Source organism: Paenarthrobacter sp. YAF11_1, assembly GCF_052113445.1.
GTDB lineage: Bacteria > Actinomycetota > Actinomycetes > Actinomycetales > Micrococcaceae > Arthrobacter.
Genome location: NZ_JBFRDF010000004.1, coordinates 353,016 through 372,147 on the forward strand (window position 1 = coordinate 353,016; position 19,132 = coordinate 372,147).

The window sequence follows — 19,132 nt, forward strand, 5'->3', positions numbered from 1 at the left end:
TGGCGTTGTGATCAACGGTATCCGATCCGAGCTCCTCAGATACGTCAGCGGATACTCCATCCTGGGCATCGTGGCGTTCAGTGCTTTGGTGCCGTGGTTCGTGGCCAACTTCCTTGGCTGGCCGGATAGCTCGGTTGCTTTGTCGGTTGCGGACAACATCAAGATCTTCTGGTCACTGGCCGCAAGCATTGCGCCGGTAGCCACGTTCGCCGGGAGCTATCTGGTCACCCGCGAAGCCTATTACGGGACGCTCCGCCGCACCGTGGTGGCAGCCGGAATGTCGAACTTGCTGGTGAGCAAATACGTTGCCGCGGTGGTGGTGGGACTCGGCTCCGTCGTCACGGGAATCGTGGTGTGGGGCGGGACCATGGCCTTCTCACTGCCACCGGATGTTGCCTCGCAACTTCTGGCCCCGGAGTCGCTGGGACTGTTGCCCGGGGTGCTGGTGGCCTCGGCTCTCGCTGCCGTCTGGGGTTGCTCTCTGGGGTGGATCTTTCAGCACTACTACGCGACGACGATCCTCACGTTGGTGATTCCACTCGCCGTCGAATTACCGCTGCTGGCGAACGCTCCGGACATGGCCCGCTGGCTTCCGTCCGGCGCGTTGGCTGGAATCGCTTCTGTTCCCTTTGAGGGCCTACTCGAACCCATTGCGGCGTTTTTCGTGGCCGTGGGATGGCTGCTTGCCGCTGGCTTCGGCGCCGTGTGGTCCCTCCGACGGAAGGAGCTCTGAGGTGTTTCCCGCATTTCGCTCGGACCTGCGTCGTCCTTGGCTGTGGAAGGGATCGGCTGTTGGTGCCGCCCTGGTGCTGGGCTTCATGGCCTTGGTAGCTGTTGCGGCGGCGCTTGAACCCGACTCATCCATGGTGGGCAGCGACGGGCTCTTGGTGGAAGCGGGCCTGACGCTCACGCTGACTGCGGCCGCGGTGGTGGGCTCCTTTGCCTTCACCGCCGATTACCGCAACGGAAGCTTCAGCCGCCGGGTGTTACTGTTCCAGCGGTGCCCGGCGTTCCTGGGCAGGGCAGCCTCTACATCACTGGCTGCCCTGATCAGTGGTGCAGTAATTGGCCTGATAGTTGTCCTGTCCGGGAACCTGCTGGATGAAACATGGCACGTGAGCCCGGCCGCTGTCCCGGCCTTCGCAGGACTAGCCGCCATGGGATCGGTGTGGGGGTTCGCAGCGGGTTCCCTCATCCGCAACCACTTGGTGAGCCTGTTCGCCGTCCCCCTTTCCCTGCTGCTCCCGGAGATGCTGATGGGACCAGATACCACTTTCTTCCCGGTCCTCGCCGCCGACTGGGCAAACCAAACAGCTGTCAACATACCGGCATGGGACTCTTTCACCGGAGCAGCGGCCTGGCTTTTAGTAGTCACAGCACCAGCGTTCGGAGTTTTCCTGAAGCGCGATCTCGCCTGACAGTTCAAACCCTTCCCTAAGGAATACAAGAATGAATCGCAAACCCCTGATATGGCTGCTGCTGGCCTTGGTGCTCGCCGCCTATGCTGTCTCGATCTTCGTCTCCAACGCAGGCCAATCGCCGTGGTCCATGATCACCGGAATCATCATGGCGGCCGCATCGGTAGTCATGGTGTGGAGATACAGCTGGGAGCTCAGGAACAACCGCCCATCGTGACCGAGCCGGACAAAGCCCGCCTCGTCGGCGACCCAAAATGGGACGTCTCGGAGGCGGGCTTGCAGGCGACGGTTCGAAGAGTTATCTGCCAGGTTTGACCGGTTTGACCACTATCGCTGAACCACCACCACGCCTGGTGGGCTCGGCGGCCGCGGTCATCTGTCCGTCCTTGCCGAACTCGATGGCCGTCGCAGCCCCGATCTCCGCCGCCGACGTAAAGGCATCACCCGCCGGAACCAGGTCGTGGCCCAACGACTCCAGCGCAGGACCGTAGGCATCAATGAAGGCGGGTTCGGAACTGACAGTCGCGCCGTTCCGGGGTGCAGCCCGTGGCGCAGCGAGGGCCTCGGAGACGGTCATCCCCAAGTCGACGCGGTTCAGGATGGTCTGCAGCACCGTGGTGATGATGGTCGATCCGCCGGGGGAACCGAGTGCCAGGAACGGCTTCTGGTCCTTCAGGATGATGGTGGGAGACATTGAGGAACGAGGCCTCTTGTTAGGTTCAATCCGGTTGGGATCCTTCGGATCATAGACCGTGCTGAAGTCGGTCAGCTCATTGTTCAGCAGGAAACCCCGGCCCGGAACAACAATTCCCGAACCACCGGTCTGCTCGATGGTCAGCGTGTACTCCACCACGTTGCCCCACTTATCGGCGACCGTCAGGTTCGTCGTGGAGATGTTTTCCGTATCCGTTTCATTGGCGAGGGGCGCCACGGCATCCGGGCACGCGCCGTCGTACGTTTCTATGTTGCCGGGGGCTACCGGCTTGTCAGCGGCGGCCGTCGGATCGATTTCGCAGGAGCGTTCCTTGGCGAAGACGTCGTTCAGCAACGTATTGGTGGGGACCTTTACGAAGGCGGGATCGCCCACGTAGGCGCCACGGTCAGCGAATGCAAGCGAGCTGGCCTCGAAGTAGTGGTGCAGGGCATCGGCCGGTTTCATGCCCTTGAGGTTGTAGTTCTCCAGGATGTTCAGCGCCTCGCCCACCGTTGTACCGCCGCTGCTGGAGGGAGCCATGCCGTAGACGTCGTAGCCGCGGTACTCCACTTTGGTGGCGTCCTGGTCCAGCGCCTTGTAGTTGGCTAGATCCTGCGTGGTCATGAACCCCACCGGGACGGGCAGCTTGGTTTCCGCGGTCTTCGGCGGAGCCTGCACCGTCTTGGCGATCTCCCCCGCGAGGGGGCCGCCATAGAAGGCGTTGGTGCCCTCCTTGGCGAGCAGCCGGTACGTCGCGGCGAGGTCGTGGTTCTTGAAGACACTTCCGACGGCGGGAGCGTCACCACCGGGAAGGAAGAGGTCACGGGTGGGAGTGAACGCGTCGAAGCGGACCTTGTTGTCCAGGGTCTGCTGACGGAACGTCTCGTCCACCACGAAGCCGCGGTTGGCCACCTTGATCGCGGGCTTCAAGGCTTCGCCCAAGTCCAGGGTTCCCCAGCGTTCCAGCGCGCGCTCCCAGGTGGCAGGAGTGCCGGGAACGCCGACGGAGACACCGCTGGTGACCAGATCGGGCGTGAACTTGTAGGGCTGCTTGGTGGCAGGATCAATGAACGCGTCGTTGGGCATGCCGGCCGGAGCGGTTTCACGGCCGTCGATGGTGCCCACTTGTTTGGTCTTCGCGTCGTAGAACACGAAGTAGCCGCCGCCTCCGATGCCGGCGCTGTACGGTTCGGTGACGCCGAGGGTGGCTGCTGCTGCGACCGCGGCGTCTGCTGCGTTGCCGCCCCTTTTCAGCACTTCAATGGCGGCCGCGGAAGCCTCGGGATCCACGGTGCTCACGGCACCCCCGTAGCCGGTTGCTGTTGCGTTCTTATCGGTTGCGCGGGGATCGGCGAAGGCCGGACTGGCCATCGCCCCGCTCGTCGCGGTTAGGGCCAAGGCTGCCGTTACAGCAGCCAGCTGACGTCTCACATGTGTCATGGTTCCTCCCAGAGTTGTTCCAGACGGTGATGTGGGTGGACGGTCCGGTCACCCTACCCCGGGGCTCTGCAAGGGGACAACGGTTGTAAATCGGGTGGGTTTGGGGGTAAGGCGGGGCTCGGGTGAGCCTATCCATCGGCTCCCTTTTCACTGAGTTCACCGATAATGGCTGCGGGGGTTCGGAGAACGGGGCAGGCCCAAACGCCTTGGTCGCCGACCAGTTGAGCAGCCATGGGGTGATTGTTGGGATGCCAAGGACACTGGGGCCAATTGCTGTAGGTGGGGCCGTTTTCTTCGATTACCCATTCCTGGACCTGGTCCGCTACTGACACCAGCTTCTCGGCCGGTGGTAGGTCGCGCCTGACCCACACGCCTTGTCCTGATGAATCGCGGACGCTGTAAATCATCGCCGAGAGTGCCTGCGGGTCCTCGTTCCAAGCGGTATCTTCGATCCGTGGTTCCGCAAGCCCGCTGGACCTCACATCCCGCAGAACGTGCCTGATGATCTCTTCAATCTTTGCTGTCATGGAAGCCTCTCTGGCTGGAACCACTACGTCGACGCAACGGTACACCGGGTACCAGCAATCAATCTCGCAGGGCCTATAGGCTCGGTATTCAGTCTGGGTATACGTTTCCTGGAACGTCACGAGGGAAGTAAGTTAATGGGCGCCGCCCTTGAATTCGTTAGGTACCAGTCAACAGAAGTGAATACGCGGGGGATTTGCGTCGGGATATTTGGCCTGGCCAACGGCTTGGCGAAGACCGGAAAGCTATGCGACGAGGACCACCGATGGTGGCAGACTGCGAATGCTTGGTACGACGCCGCCTATCCCGATCCCAACCTCGCTGATCCCACCGTTTATGACCGCACCATCAACCCGCACGCCCAAGCGTGGTTCAAAACCAGTGCTGCGCATCTGCTGAAAAGGATCCCCGGGTATGTGGACCTATTGGATCGCTACGGCGTGAAATGGGAGGAAGTTCGTTCATCAGACCCGGGGCGTGTCCTCTACGAGGACGACGTTCAGGTGGTGGTGGTACCGAACCGCTGAGTAGGTACCGTTGAACGATGGCAATCAACTTTGAGGTCCGTCGTGCCGAGCCAGCGGATGCCCCCGGCATGGCGAGAGTGCATGTGGATACCTGGCGCGAAACATACCGGGGCGTGATGAGCGACTCCGAGCTGGACGATCCCGGCCTCCTGGAGTGGCGGGAGAAATTCTGGACCGCAGCGATGACTGATCCTCGCTATGAAAAGAACAACGTTGCCGTCGCTTTGCATGACGACAGGTTGATCGGCATTGCCATGTCAGGTCCCTCATCTCATCTTCCAGAAGAGCGGCAGGAGTTGTACGTCCTATACGCCTATGCCTCGTTCCACGGCTCGGGCGTAGGCGCGGCGCTTCTCAACGCAGTGATCAGACCTTCCGCACCTGCTGTGCTGTGGGTGGCCGACCCTAATCCGCGAGCCCAAGCCTTCTACCGGAAGAACGGATTTATTGCCGACGGAGCGGTAAAGGTCGAAGACGGCGTAACGGACCTCCGGATGGTCCGCACCTCTCAGACGAACTAGCCCGCTGCCAGGGAGTTCCGACGAGCAATAACGAATCGGGCGCCGACACCCGTCAGTCCTAAGACCAGGGCCAGCAAAATCGTGGGCAGCGCTGCTCCGTCGGGACCGAGGGCCCGCCCGAAGACATTGCGTCCCATCGAGAGCATCGCCGGGATATCTCCTGCCAGTACACGGGTGCCAAGGACGGATTGGACGGCGGTGAAGAGCGCCGGAAGCAGCCAAAGGAGTACGAGGTTGACCACCCAGGCAATAGCTCGGCGGGTTGGCCGGAGTCCGCACCACGCCAGAGCGCAACCCACCAGGACGGCAGGGACCCATCGCGCAACAGTGGGTACAGCAGTGGGAACGTTAAGGAATCCCACAACGTTCACCACCCACACCACGGCCCACGACGTGACCGGTATGGCCATGAGCCCGAATCCGATGGTGGCCTTCACGGTTGAAGACGAAGCGATAAGCAACAACGCGACCAGCGCTGCAAGCACGCAACCGATGACGCCGGCCAGAAGACCTCCGAAGTAGAGCCCGGAGAGGCTTCCGGGCAAGAGCCCTTCCCTAAGTACCGCGAACGACTGGATGGTGGCGGCGAGGTGCACCACGAGGACTCCGGATACGGCGGACCACGTAACGAGTCGACGGCGGGCGGGTGACCAGATGCGAACTGCCAGCCCTGCAACAGCCCCACCAACTGTGAGGAGCGCCAGGATGGTGGTCGCCTCATATTGGCTCAGAGGCAGCAGGGTTGTCGGCATCTGAGCTGGCATGACCCGAGTTGCCCACAAATTTTGCAGCGGCAGGGTGGCTCCGGTGATCCACCATGGGGCCAGGCCAACAACGCCAGCGAGGAGTCCGATCAGCCACCCCCACAGAGCGTCCCGGCCGGAAGTACTGGATGGTTTCGCGGACGGGACGGAGTGACGCACAGTGTGCTCGGGGTGGCTCACGAGGCTCCTCGTTTGAGTCTGACATGGAGTGCCCGAGCCTGTAGGCGGAGGGCCAACCGCCAATACTACACCGAGTGGACTAAACGTTCTCGCCACAAAGACTCGCCACAAAGAACAGACGTGGTCAGCAACCTCTTGGACACAAATCAGAGGTAGCTCTTTACGCTTGCCCGGAGAACTTCGGCGTGCTCATAGATCTCGTCGAGTGAACTAATGGGAACGCGAGTCTCCTCCTTGTTTGCATCGAACAGGCCGACGTACTTTTGTGTTCGGTTGAAATGGAGGCGGGCGATCGGCTTCCTGTTGTTATCGTCCAGGAGAACTGCAAAGTACGACTTCGCGTCGCGCTGGACTACGCGAGTCGGCTTCACTTCGCTGCAAACGATCGCGCGGACAATCTGATAACCCTCAATTTCTTCAAGGGTGGTCTCCAAGGCGTCTGCATCTGCGAGATCTGCCGCGGCCACGGGCTGACTCGAGACGGCTGCAGCTGCGATGTCGTCATTCGGCGAGTAGGCCTGAGCGCCAAGTGCCTTCTTGAGCCGCTCGTTAACTTGGTCGTTCAGGAACTGTTTTGTTGCTTTGCTGACCAATGCCGTGAACTGCTCGCGAACACGCTGCGTATAAGGGCCCGTGTAGACGCGGGATGTGAGGAACTTGACCCATTCGTCTTCAGGTTCGCGAAACTGTGCTGCCAGCGTCCTTTTTAGCTCCCCGATGTATTTCAGTTCGCCCGCCGCGCTGATAATCGACTCCAGATCGAAGACGTCCTTTGAGAGCTTCTGGAGTTCGGGGAGGAGGGACTCATCGATATCGTTTAGGTCCAAGACAAGGAACGGCTTGGCATCCATCCGGTTTGGAGCATCGAGATCGGTGAAGAACTGGTAGATCTCGCCATTAGTGAGGATGGCAATCCGTGCATTGGTAACCGCAAAATAGCGGAACAGCTGTGACGCGTGCTCGATCTTCACCGGCTCAATCGATTTCTTGCACTCAATGAGAATTTGAACTTCGCCATCTTTGACGATGGCATAGTCGACTTTTTCACCTTTTTTGACGCCCACATCTGCTGTGAACTCGGGGACTACTTCCAGGGGATTGAAGACGTCGTAGCCCAGGATCGAGGAGATGAAAGGCATGACGAATGCGTTCTTCGTAGCCTCTTCTGTCTCGATAACACCGCGCTGCTGGCGTACTTTGGCCGCCAATGCTGACAGGCGCTCTGCAAATTCCATTTGACCCCCATGGTCTCAATTTGACAAGTGAGCCAAACATTAGCGGAGGACCCCAACAAAACCGGGCAACACGGGGGTGGCGGTGATCGAGCCTCCTGATTATCCGTCCCCCAGCACCGCATCCCCGATCGCCCGTCCTATCCGCCGCAGCAACTCTGCGGAGAGCACAGCATCCCTCGAGGTGTCCTCGTCCGTGTAGTCCGTCAACGCATAGATCGACGTCAAGGACATCTCTGCCCACTGTTCACGCGCCAGCAGCGAGCGACCTGCGACGGCGATGATGGGCCGGGAGCCGGAACGGCGGGCGACGGCGGCCGGCAGCTTACCGGCCAGCGTCTGCTCGTCGATGCTGCCCTCGCCAGTGATAACGATGTCGCAGGAGTCCTTGCGGGCATCGAAGTCCAGGAGATCAAGGAAGTAGTCGGCTCCGGAGACTGGAAAGGCTCCCAGCAGCAGGCAGGCGAATCCGATTCCACCGGCGCTACCCGCGCCCGGGGCGTTGGAGAGACCCCTTACAGCGAGCCCCGCTTCGGTAAGTATTGAAGCAAAGCGGGCCAGTCCGGCGTCGAGCGTTGAAACGTCGGCAGGAGTGGCCCCTTTCTGGGGGCCGAAAACGGCGGCCGCACCAGTGGGGCCGAACAGCGGGTTGTGGACGTCGCTGGCGAGTATGAGTTCGACGCCTTCCAGCTGGGATACCAAAGAGCCGGTCACCGAGTGAACCAAGGGCAGTGAGCGGCCCGTGCCATCCAGGGAAAGGCCGGCAGAGTCGAGGAACCGCAGGCCAAGGGCGGTGAGCATTCCCATGCCGCCATCGGTGCTGGAGCTGCCGCCCAATGCCAGCACCACTCGGGCTGGACCAAGTGTCAACGCAGACAGGACCGCTTCGCCGAAACCTCGGCTTGAGGAATCCAAGGGTTCCAATACAGAACCGGGCAGGGCGGCCAGCCCGCACGTGTTTGCCACCTCCACAACTGCCGTGACGCCGTCGAAGGCTATCGTCGCGTCCACAGGCTGGCCGGTGGGGCCGGCCACGGTGCAGGTATGCCGGCCGAAGCCGGAGGCGACGGCGGCATCAACGCTGCCGTCACCTCCGTCTGCGAGTGGAAGGATCTCGCAGCGGACCGTCCCGTTGCCATTCGATCCGGCCGAGCGCAGTCCGTCAGCCAAGGCGTCCGCAACTTCGGCGGCGGTGAGGCTGCCTTTGAATTTGTCGGGAGCAATGAGAACGCTGCTGTTCATGTCAGACGGTCTCCGAGTAGGCAGGACGGCGGTCGGATGAGGCGGGCTTGATTGGGGCGCTGTCCTGCGGCGTCGGGTGTTTGGGGCCGTGGTGCCCGTATTCGATCAGGTCGTCGTCGATGTCAGTGACTTCGTCAGCGTGTACGGGGTCCTCGGCGGGCATTGGCTCCACCGTTTCGCCCCGGAAGACGCGGCGGGCGCGGTCAGCGTCGAGTGTGCGGTCCCACCAGGCAATGAAGAGCGTCGCGACGGCGTTGCCCGTGAAGTTCACCAGGGCGCGGCACTCGGACATGAACTTGTCGATGCCGAAGATGAGCATGATGCCGGCTGCGGGGATGGTGCCCAAGGTGGTCAGTGTTGCGGTGAGCGCGATGAACCCGCCACCTGCGACGCCTGCCGCGCCTTTGGAGGTCAGGAGCATGACTGCGAGGAGTCCCAGTTGCTGGCCGATGGTGAGGTCCGTGTTGGTGGCCTGTGCGATGTAGAGGGCAGCGAGGGAAAGGTAGATCGCGGCGCCGTCCAGGTTGAAGCTGTATCCAGTGGGGACAACCAGGCCAACGGTTTCCTTCTTGACGCCGGCGTGCTCCAACTTCCGCATCAGGCCGGGGAGGGCGGGCTCGGCGGTGGAGGTGCCCAGAATGAGCATGTACTCCTCTTTGAGGTGGCGGATCATGGTGAAGATGTTTAGCTTCAGGAACGCCATGACGGAGCCGAGCACAATGACCACGAACAGGATCGAGGTGACGTAGAACAGGGCGATCAGTCCGCCCATGCTGGTCAGCGACGAGACACCATATTTGCCCACCGCGTACGCCATGGCACCGAACGCACCCAGTGGGGCGGCCTTCATGATGAAGCCCAGGATCTTGAACATCACGCTGGTCAGCCGCTGGACGCCGTCCAACACAGGGGCACCCACCTTGCCCATGGCGTTCAGGGCGATGCCGAAAATCACCGCGATGAAGATGATCTGAAGGATATTGCCCTCAACGAAGGGCGAAATCATGCTCTCCGGAATGATGTGCGTGAGGAACTGCCACCATTCCTGGTGCTGGCCAGCGTCGATCAGTTTGGCTGCCGAGTCTGAAGTCTCGATGGTGCTCGCATCGGCGTTGACGCCATCACCAAGCCGGAAGATGTTGATGGCTACGAGGCCGAAAAGCATCGCGCAGATGGTGCCGATCTGGAAGTACGTCAGGGCCTTCAGGCCGGTCATGCCCACCTTCTTCAGGTCGGCGACGCTGGCGATGCCACCCACGATGGTCAGGAACACTATGGGTCCGATGAGCATCTTCATCGCATCAACGAATGTTGTGCCGATGGGTTCCATGGCGATACCGGCTGCAGGGGCGAGCCATCCCACCAGTATGCCGACGACGATGGCGGTCAGTACCCAGAAGTACAACTGCTTGTACCAGCGGGTCTTTGTTGGCGCCTTGTTGCCTGAAGCGGCTGCGCCGGCGGTGCTGCTGTGATCCATGATTCCTACCTCGTTGTGGAATGTCTCTGGAGGGAAAACTGAAGGGAACGTTCGACGGCGGCGGGCTGGCCGCCGTCGAACGTTGAGTCCGCGTTTAGACGGTTGCGAGAGTGGTGACCAGTGCCTTGATGATGGCCTCGGTGACGTCATCGGTGGTGGCGTCCCCGCCGACGTCGCGGGTAAGGTGACCGGCGCCGGTGGCTGCTTCGATTGCTGCCTCCACGCGGCGTGCCTCTTCGTGCAGGCCGAAGTGGTCCAGCATGAGCGCGGCGCTGGCGATGGCACCAATGGGGTTGCTGATGCCCTGTCCGGCGATGTCCGGTGCGGATCCGTGGACCGGCTCGAACATGGACGGGAAACGGCGCTCCGGGTTCAGATTGGCGCTGGCGGCCAGGCCCAGACTGCCAGCCAGGGCGGATCCAAGGTCGGAGAGGATATCGGCGTTCAGGTTGGATGCGACTACAACGGACAGGTCTTCGGGTTTGAGGATGAACTTGGCGCTCATGGCGTCAACCAACACGCTTTCGGTCTGCACGTCCGGGTAGTCCAGAGCCACGCGGTTGAAGACTTCGTCCCACAGGACCATTCCGTATTGCTGGGCGTTGGACTTGGTGACCGACGAAACCTTCTTCACCGTCCGGGTCCGGGCGAGGTCGAACGCGAAACGCATAATGCGCTCGCAGCCCTTTTCCGTGAAGAGTGCCGTCTGAAGGGCGACTTCGTTGCCGGGCCCGCGGCCGCTCAGGTTGCGTCCGCCCAATCCGGCGTATTCGCCTTCACTGTTTTCGCGGACAACGATCCAGTCGAGCTCGGTGTTGTCGGCCTTGCGGAGCGGCGACTGGACGCCGGGGAGGAACTTCACCGGGCGGATATTGGCCCACTGGTCAAAGTTCTGCGTGATGTTCAGGCGCAGGCCCCAGAGGCTGATGTGGTCCGGGACGTTCTCCCAGCCGACGGCTCCGAAGTAGATGGCGTCGAAGTCCTTCAGGGCCTCCAAGCCCTTGGGGTCCATCATCTGGCCCGTTTTCTCGTAGTAGCCGCACCCCCACGGGAACTCGGTCCATTCGAAAGCAAACTTGCCGTTTGAGTTCTCAGCCAGGGCTTCCAGAACGCGACGGCCGGCAGCAACAACTTCCTTGCCCACACCGTCTGCCGGAATCGATGCGATGTTGAATTTCTGGGTGGCGCTCATGCCTACCTCCTCGTTGAGTGTGTTAGCAGTGAGCCTGTTAGCCGGGTCACACTGTTCTTCCTCTTCAATTACACGGCGGAGGGGTGGTCGGCGTCCAAGACTTAGTTTCGATAGGGCTGATAGGTGCTGCCTATCAATCCCTTGGCGTGGTTCCGCTGGCGGTGTGTGCGGCGGCGACCTGCAGAAACGCCTTCGCGGCCGGCGTAAGGTTTTCCTTCCGGCTAAGGACCGCAACGTCCAGGTAGTTCACGGGCTCCAGCAACAAGGTGCGAAGCCCGGCCTTGTGCGCGGTAGGTGCCCACGACGACGGCATCACCGCATGCCCGACACCGGCCAGGACCAGCGGCAAGATGGAGGTCCGATGGGCAACTTCGACGACGATCTCCACCTCCACGCCATGGGCCAACGCGTCGTCCACGAGCCAGCGCATCAGCGATCCCCGCTGGCTCGCGATGAGCCGGTGACCGCCCAGTTCTTCGCGCTGGATGGCTGGTTGGGCTTCCGCGAAAGTGTCCGCGTGCGGGTTGACGATCAAGATGAGCGGTTGCCGCTCAAGCTCCAGGACCTCGACGCCCGGCACTTTGATGGGTGTGGACGAGCCGGCGAGTCCTACCTCGTGGCTGCCGCTCCGGACAGATTCAATGACTTCCTCCGGTGTGAAGGCGGCGCCGACGTTCAGCCGAACCGACGGGTGCAGGTGCGTGAAGGACGCAATCATTGACGTTAGGGGCTCGATCCCGGGGGAGGGCATGGTGATAATGTCCAGTTTTCCGCTGCGGATCCCGCGCAGGGATTGAACGGCGGACTGGGCTGCGTCCAGGTCCCGCATCACAAGCCGGGCCGGCCCCACCAGTTCCTTGCCCGCCTCGCTAAGAACTGCGCGCCTGCCAATGCGGTGGAAGAGCGGAACGCCAAGTTCCTTCTCGAGGCTGGCTATGGTTTGGGACAGCGATGGCTGAGCGATGAGCAGATGTTCTGCCGCCCGGTTGAACCCGTCATGATCGACGACGGCGAGGAAGTACTTGAGCTTGCGCGTGTCCATGACCTGAGGTTCCTTTGGGGAATTGTGGGGGCATCGATAGTTTATGCCTATCAAACAACCAGCCGCAGCGGCCGCTGCCCCAGCTGCACCGTGATCTCCTGTCCCCACGTCGCCGTCAGCCGGTCATCTTCCATGCCGTCGCCGAAGACCACCAGTTGATCCGACGCCACGGTAATCCGCAGCACTTCGCCGGCTTCCAGGACGCCTTCGGTCAGTGAGGCGCCCGTGACGGGGGAGGGCCATGCTTCGCGGACGAACCACGCGAGCCGCGGATCGGTGGGAGCCGGGAGTGCCCGACCACCGCGTTCCAGGGCGATCGAGGCGCACCAGCCGGTGGCGCCGGTGCCCGTGGAAACGATAAGGCCCGACGACGATTGCCGTTCGGGTTGCCCGCCGGGCTGGGTGAAACTGGGCGCCGTCACGGTGTACTTTGCCGACTGGTGCGAGGCGTGCCCAATGAAAACTTCGTTGAGCGCCGAAAGCTGCTGCCCGTCGTCGAGCGTTGCCGTCACGGTGGTGAGGTCCTGGCAGCGCAGCCGCCCAACGTCGCCGGTGGCCAGGAGAGCAGCGGCCGCGGTCGGAGTATGGCGGACCAGGACTCCGGGATTGGCGCCGGGCTCCGGGTCGATGCCGATGACCGGCTGGCCGTTCAGGTATTTGGCGACGTTCGCCACCAGCCCGTCCTGCCCCACTACGGCGATGATGTCCTCGGCCGTGAGCAGGAACCGGCTGAGGTCTGCGCGTTCCACTTCGGCCTGCCGCCAATCGGACGGCACGGCAGCGCGGATGGTTGCCAGGGCTGCGGTGAGGTGATCGTGCCGGACCTGCACGTCCTGGATGCTGCGGCCACGGGTGCTGAGGAAGAACTCGGCCTGGCCGCGGGTGGCATGCCGGTCCAGGAGTTCCTGGAGTTCGGTCCGCCGGTGGACGATGACGATGCGCGGGGTGGCCATGATGGGTCCTTACTTAGTGAGTTCAGTGGTGGCGGGTTCCTTGAACAGCCCGGCAAGCGCTCCGCTGAGCAGGTCCGGAGTGATGGTGAGGTTCCCGATGTTCGGCAGGCTTCCGGCAGCGTCCTTCAAGGCCAGTGCCAAAAGCGTGGCCTGTTCCATATTGCGGTAGACCTCCATGGTGGCGGCCTCGCGGGCTGCGGTTGCCTCGCCCACCAGACGAATCTGGTTGGCCTCGGCCGCTGCGCCAATGCCTTGCCGTTCAGCGGATCCCTGAGCCTCAATCAAGCCCGCGGCGGCCTTCTCTTCTGCCGTGCGGCGGGCGTTCGTGCCTTCTTGGGCCACCAGGTTCTCGCGCCTTACGGCCAGTTCGATTTGGCTGGCCATCTCGTTCTCGGAGATAGTGCGTTCACGCTCGACGGCGACTGCCCGCCTCTCGTACACAGCGCGGTCCGCTTCGGCTTGGAGTTGCTCACGAACGGGAGTCTGCAGGGCGCGTTCGACGTCGGCCTCGGGGCGGATTGCCAGCACCTGGACGCCGAGGATTTCGATGCCGGTGGATTGCAGCCTGGCATCTGCCCGCAGGGCCTCCGTGAGGACCAATCGGAGTTGGCTGACCCCGCGTTCGAGTGCCTCGGCGAGTGTGGTGGTGGCGATCTGGTCGATCGCGTGACTCTGGCATAGCTGGCCGATGATCGTGGAGACCTGCTCGCGCCCGGTGGCCGGCGCCTTGCCCGCGGTTTGCAGTCCGAAGTCCAGGCGGGTGGAGACAGCGACGGGATCGATGAAGCGGTACGTCACGTTGGCCTGAACGCTGACGTCTTGGTGGTCGCGGGTGATGGCGTGGAAGAGGGTAGGCAGTTCCTGGTCGTCCACAGGAACCTCGCTCAGCACAGAGTTCGCGGGGCGGAAGAAGAAGGCTTGGCCCACTCCTTGGTGCTTGACGGCGCCTTTTTGCAGGTGGACGACGTAGCCAGTGGGGCTGCCAAGGAAGTGGCTGATCCAGGGGTAGCGCTTGATGATGGCCATGAGATTCTCGCTTTCACTTTATTGTCGTCAACCTGACGATAACTACACACTAGGGCGTGCTCTGCTTTATTGTCAACATGACGATAACTTCCTATGCTTGATACATGCCTGCGTCCCCTTTCGCCCCCGATCGCTTCCCGGTGACGGTCGACGTCGTCGCCCTTACTGTGCGCAACGGTGAGCTGAATGTCCTGCTCATTACCCGACTCATCGAGCCCTATCAAGGAAAGCTGGCCCTCCCGGGTGGCTTCGTTCTGGCGGGCGAGGACCTGCTCGAAGCGGCGGGACGGGAGATGGCGGAGGAGACCGGCGTCGAGCATCTTCCCGGGCATCTGGAGCAACTGGGGAGTTATGGCCCCAAGGGGCGCGACCCCCGCGGCGACGTCCTGACCGTCGCGCACCTGCTGCTCGCGCCCGACTTTCCTGTGCTGTCGGCGGGAAGCGACGCCGAACAGGCTGCCTGGTACCCGGTGCGGGAGGTCCTGGATGGGACGCTTGAGCTGGCCTTCGACCATGCGCGCATCCTCGACGACGCCTTGGAGCGGGCCAAGTCGAAACTGGAATACTCGCCGTTGGGTGTTGCCTTCTGTGGCGACGAATTCACTATCGCCCAGCTTCGCGCCGTCTATGAGGCAGTGTGGGGGACCCGCCTGGACCCGCGGAACTTCCACCGAAAAGCGACCGGGACACCCGGCTTCCTTGAGGACACCGGGCGAATGACAGCGGGCGACGCCGGGAGGCCGGCCGCGCTCTTCAGGCTCGCCCCCGAAGCGCGTCCGACGGCGGGCCAACCCACCCGCGCGGTGCTGAACCCGCCGCTGATGCGACCGAGGGATTAAAGTGGCTGGCACTGAGAGCAGATCTTTACGAGGTACTCAGATAGATACCCACCAAAGCGGAAGGCCGATGCTACAGCTGCTGGGGTACCCTCAACCGGTCCGGTCCGGAGGAGCTGGTCTGGTCACGGCTTGGGACGTGGTTCGGGACGCCTTCGGTGAGCACCTCTGGGCAACTACGCGATCCCCGGGCGACGTTTGCCTTATCCGCCTGCAAGGTATCGATCTGGACGCGGACGCGGATCTTGGCCTTCCTGGGCGCCCCGGTGGTTAAGCAGGTCGACGAGAATACCAAGAGCATGACCACGGTCTCACCAACACCAACAGCGGCCCAGAAACAACAAGGTCGCGCCACGATACAGGCCGCTGAGGCCGCTGACCCGGCAGCCTTCGCTGAACGCGTGAACTTGATCAGGGCCTCGCCCAAAACGCTTGCCTACTTGAAGAGCTTCAAGGGCCTTGACGTGAACGAGCAGATCTCCGGACTTGCAGCATCTATGCCTACCCAGCCGCTACGCGGGTTCACTGGCCTGATTGAAGCCGGCGCGATCGAGTTCAAGGTCAAGACCATCAAAAACGGGTGGTACAGCACGGAGATGATCGTCCACGAGCAGCCTCTGGTCCAGACTCGTGATCTGGGTTCCTTGCCGCGTTGCCCCTCCGCATGGGCAGCGTTCTGGGCTTGGTTCGCTGTGAACGTCACCACCTGCGGTGCTTTCGCACCGTTCCCGGTAGCGGCGTTCGCGTGCGCGGCCGGGTTTGCTGTCGGTGGAGCCATTATCGATTTCAACCGGGGCTGCCAAATGAACCGAGAGGAAGCAACGATGTCGACCAAATCAAAGTACTGGCTAACCGTTAGTGGCCTTCTGGCCGCGGTGGCCTTAACCGTCGGGCTGGCCCCCGTGCCGCTGGTTTTTGTCCTCGGCGGGGCACTGGTGATCGGCTTTCTGGCTGCGGGTGTGCTGTATGGCCAATTCCAAAAGGACGCCATCAGGAGCGGTGTCCTGGCCGCGCCTTTTCCACTTCTCCTAGCCATCGTGGCGTTCAACGTCGCGCTCCTGCTTCGAGGCAGCGAACTGGCACTTTTCCTGCTCCCAGTCGTGGCGGCCGCCCTGTTTACCAGCTGCTACATATGGTCCATCAAACACGGACCCTACGCCCCGCCGCGCCCAACTAACACCGCAACCTAGAGAAGGGGCCGAAAGAAGAGGGGAGGACGGCCATGTCATGGCCAGCCTCCCCTTGGCTAACTAGAACCCCCGAGAGGGGACTGCTGCTGTGCGTGGCAGTCGTTTTCCACGAATCCGCTTTTAGTCATTGCGGTTCTCAGCGCGGTGTTGCTTACGAGTGGACCCCGGCAGGCGTTTAACTTCAAGGAGAGGCCTGGAAAGCAGACCTATAGCGTCCGATAAAGGATCCTTTACCGGACGGAGGTGCTGCCTCGATGAGTTCCCTCTTGGGCGTTTTTCGTGGTCCTGTTAGGTGCCGGAGACTCGGTGGATCAGGGGGTGCCTTGGGGTTGACCGGGAAGGGACCAGCGATGGGGTCAACCTGTTCCACGCGTGGGCTTCGGCTGGAAGCGAAGCATTCTTTTTCGGGGAGGCGGACGGCCCGTGATGTGTTCGTGGCCGGTTCTATTTAGGGCGGTTAGATGATCACGTTCATGGTATTCCAGCCGGAGCCGACCATGGTGCGGGGTAGCCAGCCAGCGGGGCCGTTGCTCGGGTAGAGCCACAGGACTCCTGTGGCGTCACGGGCCAGGAGGTCCACGTAGCCGTCGCCGTTGAAGTCGCCGGGCCCGATGATAGCGGTCATGTCGTTCCAGCCCGTGCCCACCTGGGTGGGACCGGAGTAGTAGTGCCGCGGGCCGCCGTTGTAATAGGTCATCGCCCCTTGGTAGAGGCGAAGGCCGCCGTTGCCGTCGCGGGCCAGAAGGTCGGGGTAGCCGTCTCGGTTGAAGTCGCCTGGGCCTATCACGGCGGTCATGATGTTCCAGCCCGACCCAACATCGGTCCTGGCGAGCCAGCTGCCTTTCCCGTTGCTGGGATAGAGCCAAAGTACGCCTCTTGAATCGCGGGTGACGAGGTCTGCGTTTCCGTCCAGGTTCAGGTCTCCTGCTGCGGTGATGGCCGACATGTTGTTCCATCCTTGGCCTATCTGGACCCGCGGGAACCAGCCGCCATGGCCGTTGCCGGGGTAGAGCCACAACGCTCCGGTGGTGTCGCTGGCTATCACGTCCGGTTTACCGTCGCCGTTGAAGTCGCCGGGGGTCACTATCGATGCCATTTCGTTCCAGCCCTGGCCAACCCGGGCCCGTGCCAGCCAGCCACCGCCGCCGTCCCCGGGGTAAAGCCATAGGATTCCGTTCGCGTCGCGTGAGAGAACGTCGGGTTTACCGTCGCCGTTGAAGTCGTGGGTGATCGGCGCTGCCTTGATGGTGACGGTGAATACCGGACTCGTTGCGTCGGGGCTGTAACCATTGCTGGCTGAAATACTGAAAGTGAAGGTACCGGGCTTCGTCGGGATTCCGTAGAGGCCCCCACCAGCTGAGAGAGACAAGCCCGGCGGTAGGGAGCCGCTGGCTAGTTTGAATTGCGGAGTCAGCGAACCGGCAGCAGTAAACCCAGAGGAGTAGTACGTGCCGACGGTGCCATTGGCCTGGGGTTTACCCGAGGTCAGTGTCGGGGGGACGTTCTTACCGTCGATAACAACTATCCCGCTGGTGTTTTGACCACTATCGGCGGTCACTGGGATGTCGCTGACATAGATCTTGTTTCGCTTCGTGTCCACGGCCATGGGACCGGGAATGCGGAACCCCTGCAGGAGTCCCGAAGCGTTGGTTGTGCCGTCGAAAACTCTGACGGCCTGCTTGTATTGGTTGCCGACGTAGACCTTGTTGGTCGCCTCATTCACGGTCAGGTAGAACGGCGAGTCCCCTGCTGGAGAAGCCACGAAAGTGTTGGAGCTGGCATCCAAGACAACCATGGTTGGGGTCGGGGTGTGATCCAGAACATAGACCTTGTTGTTGCTGCGGTTTACCACCAGTTGCATGGGATAGCTGTTAGCGCCTAGCGGGATGGTTGTGATCGATTTGGTCGCGCCATCCAAGGCTACGATCGTCCCTGCTGAAGGGCAGGTGGCATAGACCTTGTTCGTGGCGTCGTTAATTGCCAAACCGTAGACTCCGGTACTACAGACAGGGACGGTGGTGGTAACGGCGTTGGTGGCCCCGTCCAGCACGATCAGTTGAGTGCCATCACGGCTGACACCATAGATCTTGTTTGTCTTCGCGTTGACAGCGAGAGCGTATCCGGACACCTGGAGAGGCGTCGCTGCGTTGGTGGCGCCGTCAATAACGGTCATGCCGCTGGCGCCGGTAGTTGAGACGTACACCTTATTGGTTAGCTTATTTGCAGCAATGCGGCCAGGATTACCCGGGAGAGGCACCGTCGTGGTGGTACCGGTGGCACCATCGATGACGCTCACCGAGGAAGAACCACTGTTCGAAACATAGATCTTATTCGTAACCTCGTTGACGGCCAGTTCGCCGGGATACCTTCCGACCGGGATGGTCGTAACGGACTTCGAGGCTCCGTCTATTACCGTCACGGTCCCGGGGATTTCGTTAGTGCCGTAGAGCTTGTTCGTCGTTTCGTTCATGGCCAGGGCATGTGGCAGCAGGCCAGTCTGAATACGATCCGCGACCGTGTCCGCGTGCGCGGGCAAAGCAGCGACGCTGACGAGAAGGGCCGAGGCCGTGGCTGCAGCCGCGAGCATGGCATAAATCCGGTAACCGAAGATACGGAACAACGGCGTAGAAAAACCTCGAGGAGCCAACGGCTCAACCCCCAAAATCCAGTGCGCGACCATCGCGTCAACCAGCGAATTCTATAGCTACCGGTCTGCGCATCGTTAGCAGGAACCAGAATATTTCAATCGGAAGGATGAAGAGAGCCGTGAGGCGCCAAGGGAGCTGACGGTCCTGCTTTCTGATTCAGCGCCTGAAATCGCCGGCGAGCCATAAACCAGCGCACAGGTTGCCCGGAACTTTCCAGCGTGG

18 protein-coding genes are annotated in these 19,132 nt (G+C 61.9%); 7 read left to right on the forward strand and 11 right to left on the reverse strand.

Features of this window, described 5'->3' with window-relative positions; translation table 11 throughout:
* The first annotated feature begins 7 nt into the window (after nt 1–7).
* The 3 genes from AB4Y77_RS09230 to AB4Y77_RS09240 are packed head-to-tail and all read left to right on the forward strand — an operon-like array spanning nt 8 to nt 1,635.
* Entirely contained in the window at nt 8–733 is a 726-nt protein-coding gene (locus tag AB4Y77_RS09230; protein ID WP_442013695.1) for a hypothetical protein, read from the forward strand.
* A 1-nt stretch (nt 734) separates the two neighbouring features.
* Complete coding sequence (locus tag AB4Y77_RS09235) at nt 735–1,418, forward strand: hypothetical protein (RefSeq protein WP_442013696.1); 684 nt, start codon at nt 735–737, stop codon at nt 1,416–1,418.
* A gap of 31 nt (nt 1,419–1,449) precedes the next feature.
* Complete coding sequence (locus AB4Y77_RS09240; RefSeq protein ID WP_311213579.1) at nt 1,450–1,635, forward strand: hypothetical protein; 186 nt, start codon at nt 1,450–1,452, stop codon at nt 1,633–1,635.
* Between the two features lie 81 nt (nt 1,636–1,716).
* Here the strand turns inward: AB4Y77_RS09240 and ggt are convergent, their stop codons facing one another.
* Nucleotides 1,717–3,552: a gamma-glutamyltransferase gene (gene ggt / locus AB4Y77_RS09245; protein WP_442013697.1), complete on the reverse strand. Its 1,836-nt coding sequence runs from the start codon at nt 3,550–3,552 to the stop codon at nt 1,717–1,719.
* A gap of 128 nt (nt 3,553–3,680) precedes the next feature.
* Nucleotides 3,681–4,079, reverse strand: coding sequence for a hypothetical protein (locus tag AB4Y77_RS09250; RefSeq protein ID WP_442013698.1), 399 nt, complete (start codon nt 4,077–4,079; stop codon nt 3,681–3,683).
* Nucleotides 4,080–4,214: 135 nt separating this feature from the next.
* Between AB4Y77_RS09250 and AB4Y77_RS09255 the strand changes: the two genes are divergently transcribed.
* Together AB4Y77_RS09255 and AB4Y77_RS09260 are read left to right on the forward strand one after the other, a co-directional pair.
* On the forward strand, nt 4,215–4,604 hold the full coding sequence (locus tag AB4Y77_RS09255) for a hypothetical protein (protein WP_442013699.1): 390 nt from the start codon (nt 4,215–4,217) through the stop codon (nt 4,602–4,604).
* Nucleotides 4,605–4,621: 17 nt separating this feature from the next.
* A complete protein-coding gene (locus tag AB4Y77_RS09260; protein WP_442013700.1) occupies nt 4,622–5,125 on the forward strand; it encodes a GNAT family N-acetyltransferase in 504 nt (167 codons plus the stop codon).
* On the opposite strand, the gene AB4Y77_RS09265 is transcribed toward AB4Y77_RS09260, so the two are convergent.
* The 8 genes from AB4Y77_RS09265 to AB4Y77_RS09300 all read right to left on the reverse strand — a co-directional run bounded on the left by AB4Y77_RS09265 (nt 5,122) and on the right by AB4Y77_RS09300 (nt 14,236).
* Complete coding sequence (locus AB4Y77_RS09265) at nt 5,122–6,069, reverse strand: hypothetical protein (protein ID WP_442013701.1); 948 nt, start codon at nt 6,067–6,069, stop codon at nt 5,122–5,124. The genes AB4Y77_RS09260 and AB4Y77_RS09265 overlap by 4 nt on opposite strands.
* Nucleotides 6,070–6,215: 146 nt before the next feature.
* Nucleotides 6,216–7,304 carry a type I restriction endonuclease gene (locus tag AB4Y77_RS09270; protein ID WP_442013702.1) on the reverse strand — a complete coding sequence of 363 codons (1,089 nt, stop codon included), beginning with the start codon at nt 7,302–7,304 and terminating at the stop codon, nt 6,216–6,218.
* Nucleotides 7,305–7,403: 99 nt separating this feature from the next.
* A complete protein-coding gene (locus AB4Y77_RS09275) occupies nt 7,404–8,543 on the reverse strand; it encodes a glycerate kinase (RefSeq protein WP_442013703.1) in 1,140 nt (379 codons plus the stop codon).
* 1 nt (nt 8,544) lies between these two features.
* Nucleotides 8,545–10,023 (reverse strand): C4-dicarboxylate transporter DctA, encoded by a 1,479-nt coding sequence (gene dctA, locus AB4Y77_RS09280; RefSeq protein ID WP_442013704.1) that lies wholly within the window; start codon nt 10,021–10,023, stop codon nt 8,545–8,547.
* Nucleotides 10,024–10,117: 94 nt separating this feature from the next.
* Complete coding sequence (locus tag AB4Y77_RS09285; protein WP_442013705.1) at nt 10,118–11,215, reverse strand: tartrate dehydrogenase; 1,098 nt, start codon at nt 11,213–11,215, stop codon at nt 10,118–10,120.
* A 133-nt stretch (nt 11,216–11,348) separates the two neighbouring features.
* A complete protein-coding gene (locus tag AB4Y77_RS09290; RefSeq protein WP_442013706.1) occupies nt 11,349–12,257 on the reverse strand; it encodes a LysR family transcriptional regulator in 909 nt (302 codons plus the stop codon).
* A gap of 50 nt (nt 12,258–12,307) precedes the next feature.
* Nucleotides 12,308–13,210, reverse strand: a complete 903-nt coding sequence (locus AB4Y77_RS09295) for a hypothetical protein (RefSeq protein WP_442013707.1) — start codon at nt 13,208–13,210, stop codon at nt 12,308–12,310.
* Between the two features lie 9 nt (nt 13,211–13,219).
* Nucleotides 13,220–14,236: an SPFH domain-containing protein gene (locus AB4Y77_RS09300; RefSeq protein ID WP_442013708.1), complete on the reverse strand. Its 1,017-nt coding sequence runs from the start codon at nt 14,234–14,236 to the stop codon at nt 13,220–13,222.
* A gap of 104 nt (nt 14,237–14,340) precedes the next feature.
* Here AB4Y77_RS09300 and AB4Y77_RS09305 point away from each other — a divergent pair, with 104 nt between their 5' ends.
* Together AB4Y77_RS09305 and AB4Y77_RS09310 are read left to right on the forward strand one after the other, a co-directional pair.
* Nucleotides 14,341–15,075 (forward strand): NUDIX hydrolase, encoded by a 735-nt coding sequence (locus AB4Y77_RS09305; protein WP_442013709.1) that lies wholly within the window; start codon nt 14,341–14,343, stop codon nt 15,073–15,075.
* A gap of 296 nt (nt 15,076–15,371) precedes the next feature.
* On the forward strand, nt 15,372–16,262 hold the full coding sequence (locus AB4Y77_RS09310) for a hypothetical protein (protein WP_442013710.1): 891 nt from the start codon (nt 15,372–15,374) through the stop codon (nt 16,260–16,262).
* A gap of 457 nt (nt 16,263–16,719) precedes the next feature.
* On the opposite strand, the gene AB4Y77_RS09315 is transcribed toward AB4Y77_RS09310, so the two are convergent.
* Nucleotides 16,720–18,942 carry an FG-GAP-like repeat-containing protein gene (locus tag AB4Y77_RS09315; RefSeq protein WP_442013711.1) on the reverse strand — a complete coding sequence of 741 codons (2,223 nt, stop codon included), beginning with the start codon at nt 18,940–18,942 and terminating at the stop codon, nt 16,720–16,722.
* Nucleotides 18,943–19,132 lie beyond the last annotated feature (190 nt).

Excerpts from the sequence above, each read along its gene's own strand:
- AB4Y77_RS09315 (WP_442013711.1), bottom strand. The coding sequence starts at position 18,942 with ATGGTCGCGCACTGGATTTTGGGGGTTGAGCCGTTGGCTCCTCGAGGT.
- AB4Y77_RS09260 (WP_442013700.1), top strand. The coding sequence starts at position 4,622 with ATGGCAATCAACTTTGAGGTCCGTCGTGCCGAGCCAGCGGATGCCCCC.
- AB4Y77_RS09300 (WP_442013708.1), bottom strand. The coding sequence starts at position 14,236 with ATGGCCATCATCAAGCGCTACCCCTGGATCAGCCACTTCCTTGGCAGC.
- AB4Y77_RS09295 (WP_442013707.1), bottom strand. The coding sequence starts at position 13,210 with ATGGCCACCCCGCGCATCGTCATCGTCCACCGGCGGACCGAACTCCAG.
- dctA (WP_442013704.1), bottom strand. The coding sequence starts at position 10,023 with ATGGATCACAGCAGCACCGCCGGCGCAGCCGCTTCAGGCAACAAGGCG.
- AB4Y77_RS09305 (WP_442013709.1), top strand. The coding sequence starts at position 14,341 with ATGCCTGCGTCCCCTTTCGCCCCCGATCGCTTCCCGGTGACGGTCGAC.
- AB4Y77_RS09310 (WP_442013710.1), top strand. The coding sequence starts at position 15,372 with ATGACCACGGTCTCACCAACACCAACAGCGGCCCAGAAACAACAAGGT.
- AB4Y77_RS09250 (WP_442013698.1), bottom strand. The coding sequence starts at position 4,079 with ATGACAGCAAAGATTGAAGAGATCATCAGGCACGTTCTGCGGGATGTG.
- ggt (WP_442013697.1), bottom strand. The coding sequence starts at position 3,552 with ATGACACATGTGAGACGTCAGCTGGCTGCTGTAACGGCAGCCTTGGCC.
- AB4Y77_RS09270 (WP_442013702.1), bottom strand. The coding sequence starts at position 7,304 with ATGGAATTTGCAGAGCGCCTGTCAGCATTGGCGGCCAAAGTACGCCAG.
- AB4Y77_RS09290 (WP_442013706.1), bottom strand. The coding sequence starts at position 12,257 with ATGGACACGCGCAAGCTCAAGTACTTCCTCGCCGTCGTCGATCATGAC.
- AB4Y77_RS09275 (WP_442013703.1), bottom strand. The coding sequence starts at position 8,543 with ATGAACAGCAGCGTTCTCATTGCTCCCGACAAATTCAAAGGCAGCCTC.
- AB4Y77_RS09285 (WP_442013705.1), bottom strand. The coding sequence starts at position 11,215 with ATGAGCGCCACCCAGAAATTCAACATCGCATCGATTCCGGCAGACGGT.
- AB4Y77_RS09255 (WP_442013699.1), top strand. The coding sequence starts at position 4,215 with ATGGGCGCCGCCCTTGAATTCGTTAGGTACCAGTCAACAGAAGTGAAT.
- AB4Y77_RS09240 (WP_311213579.1), top strand. The coding sequence starts at position 1,450 with ATGAATCGCAAACCCCTGATATGGCTGCTGCTGGCCTTGGTGCTCGCC.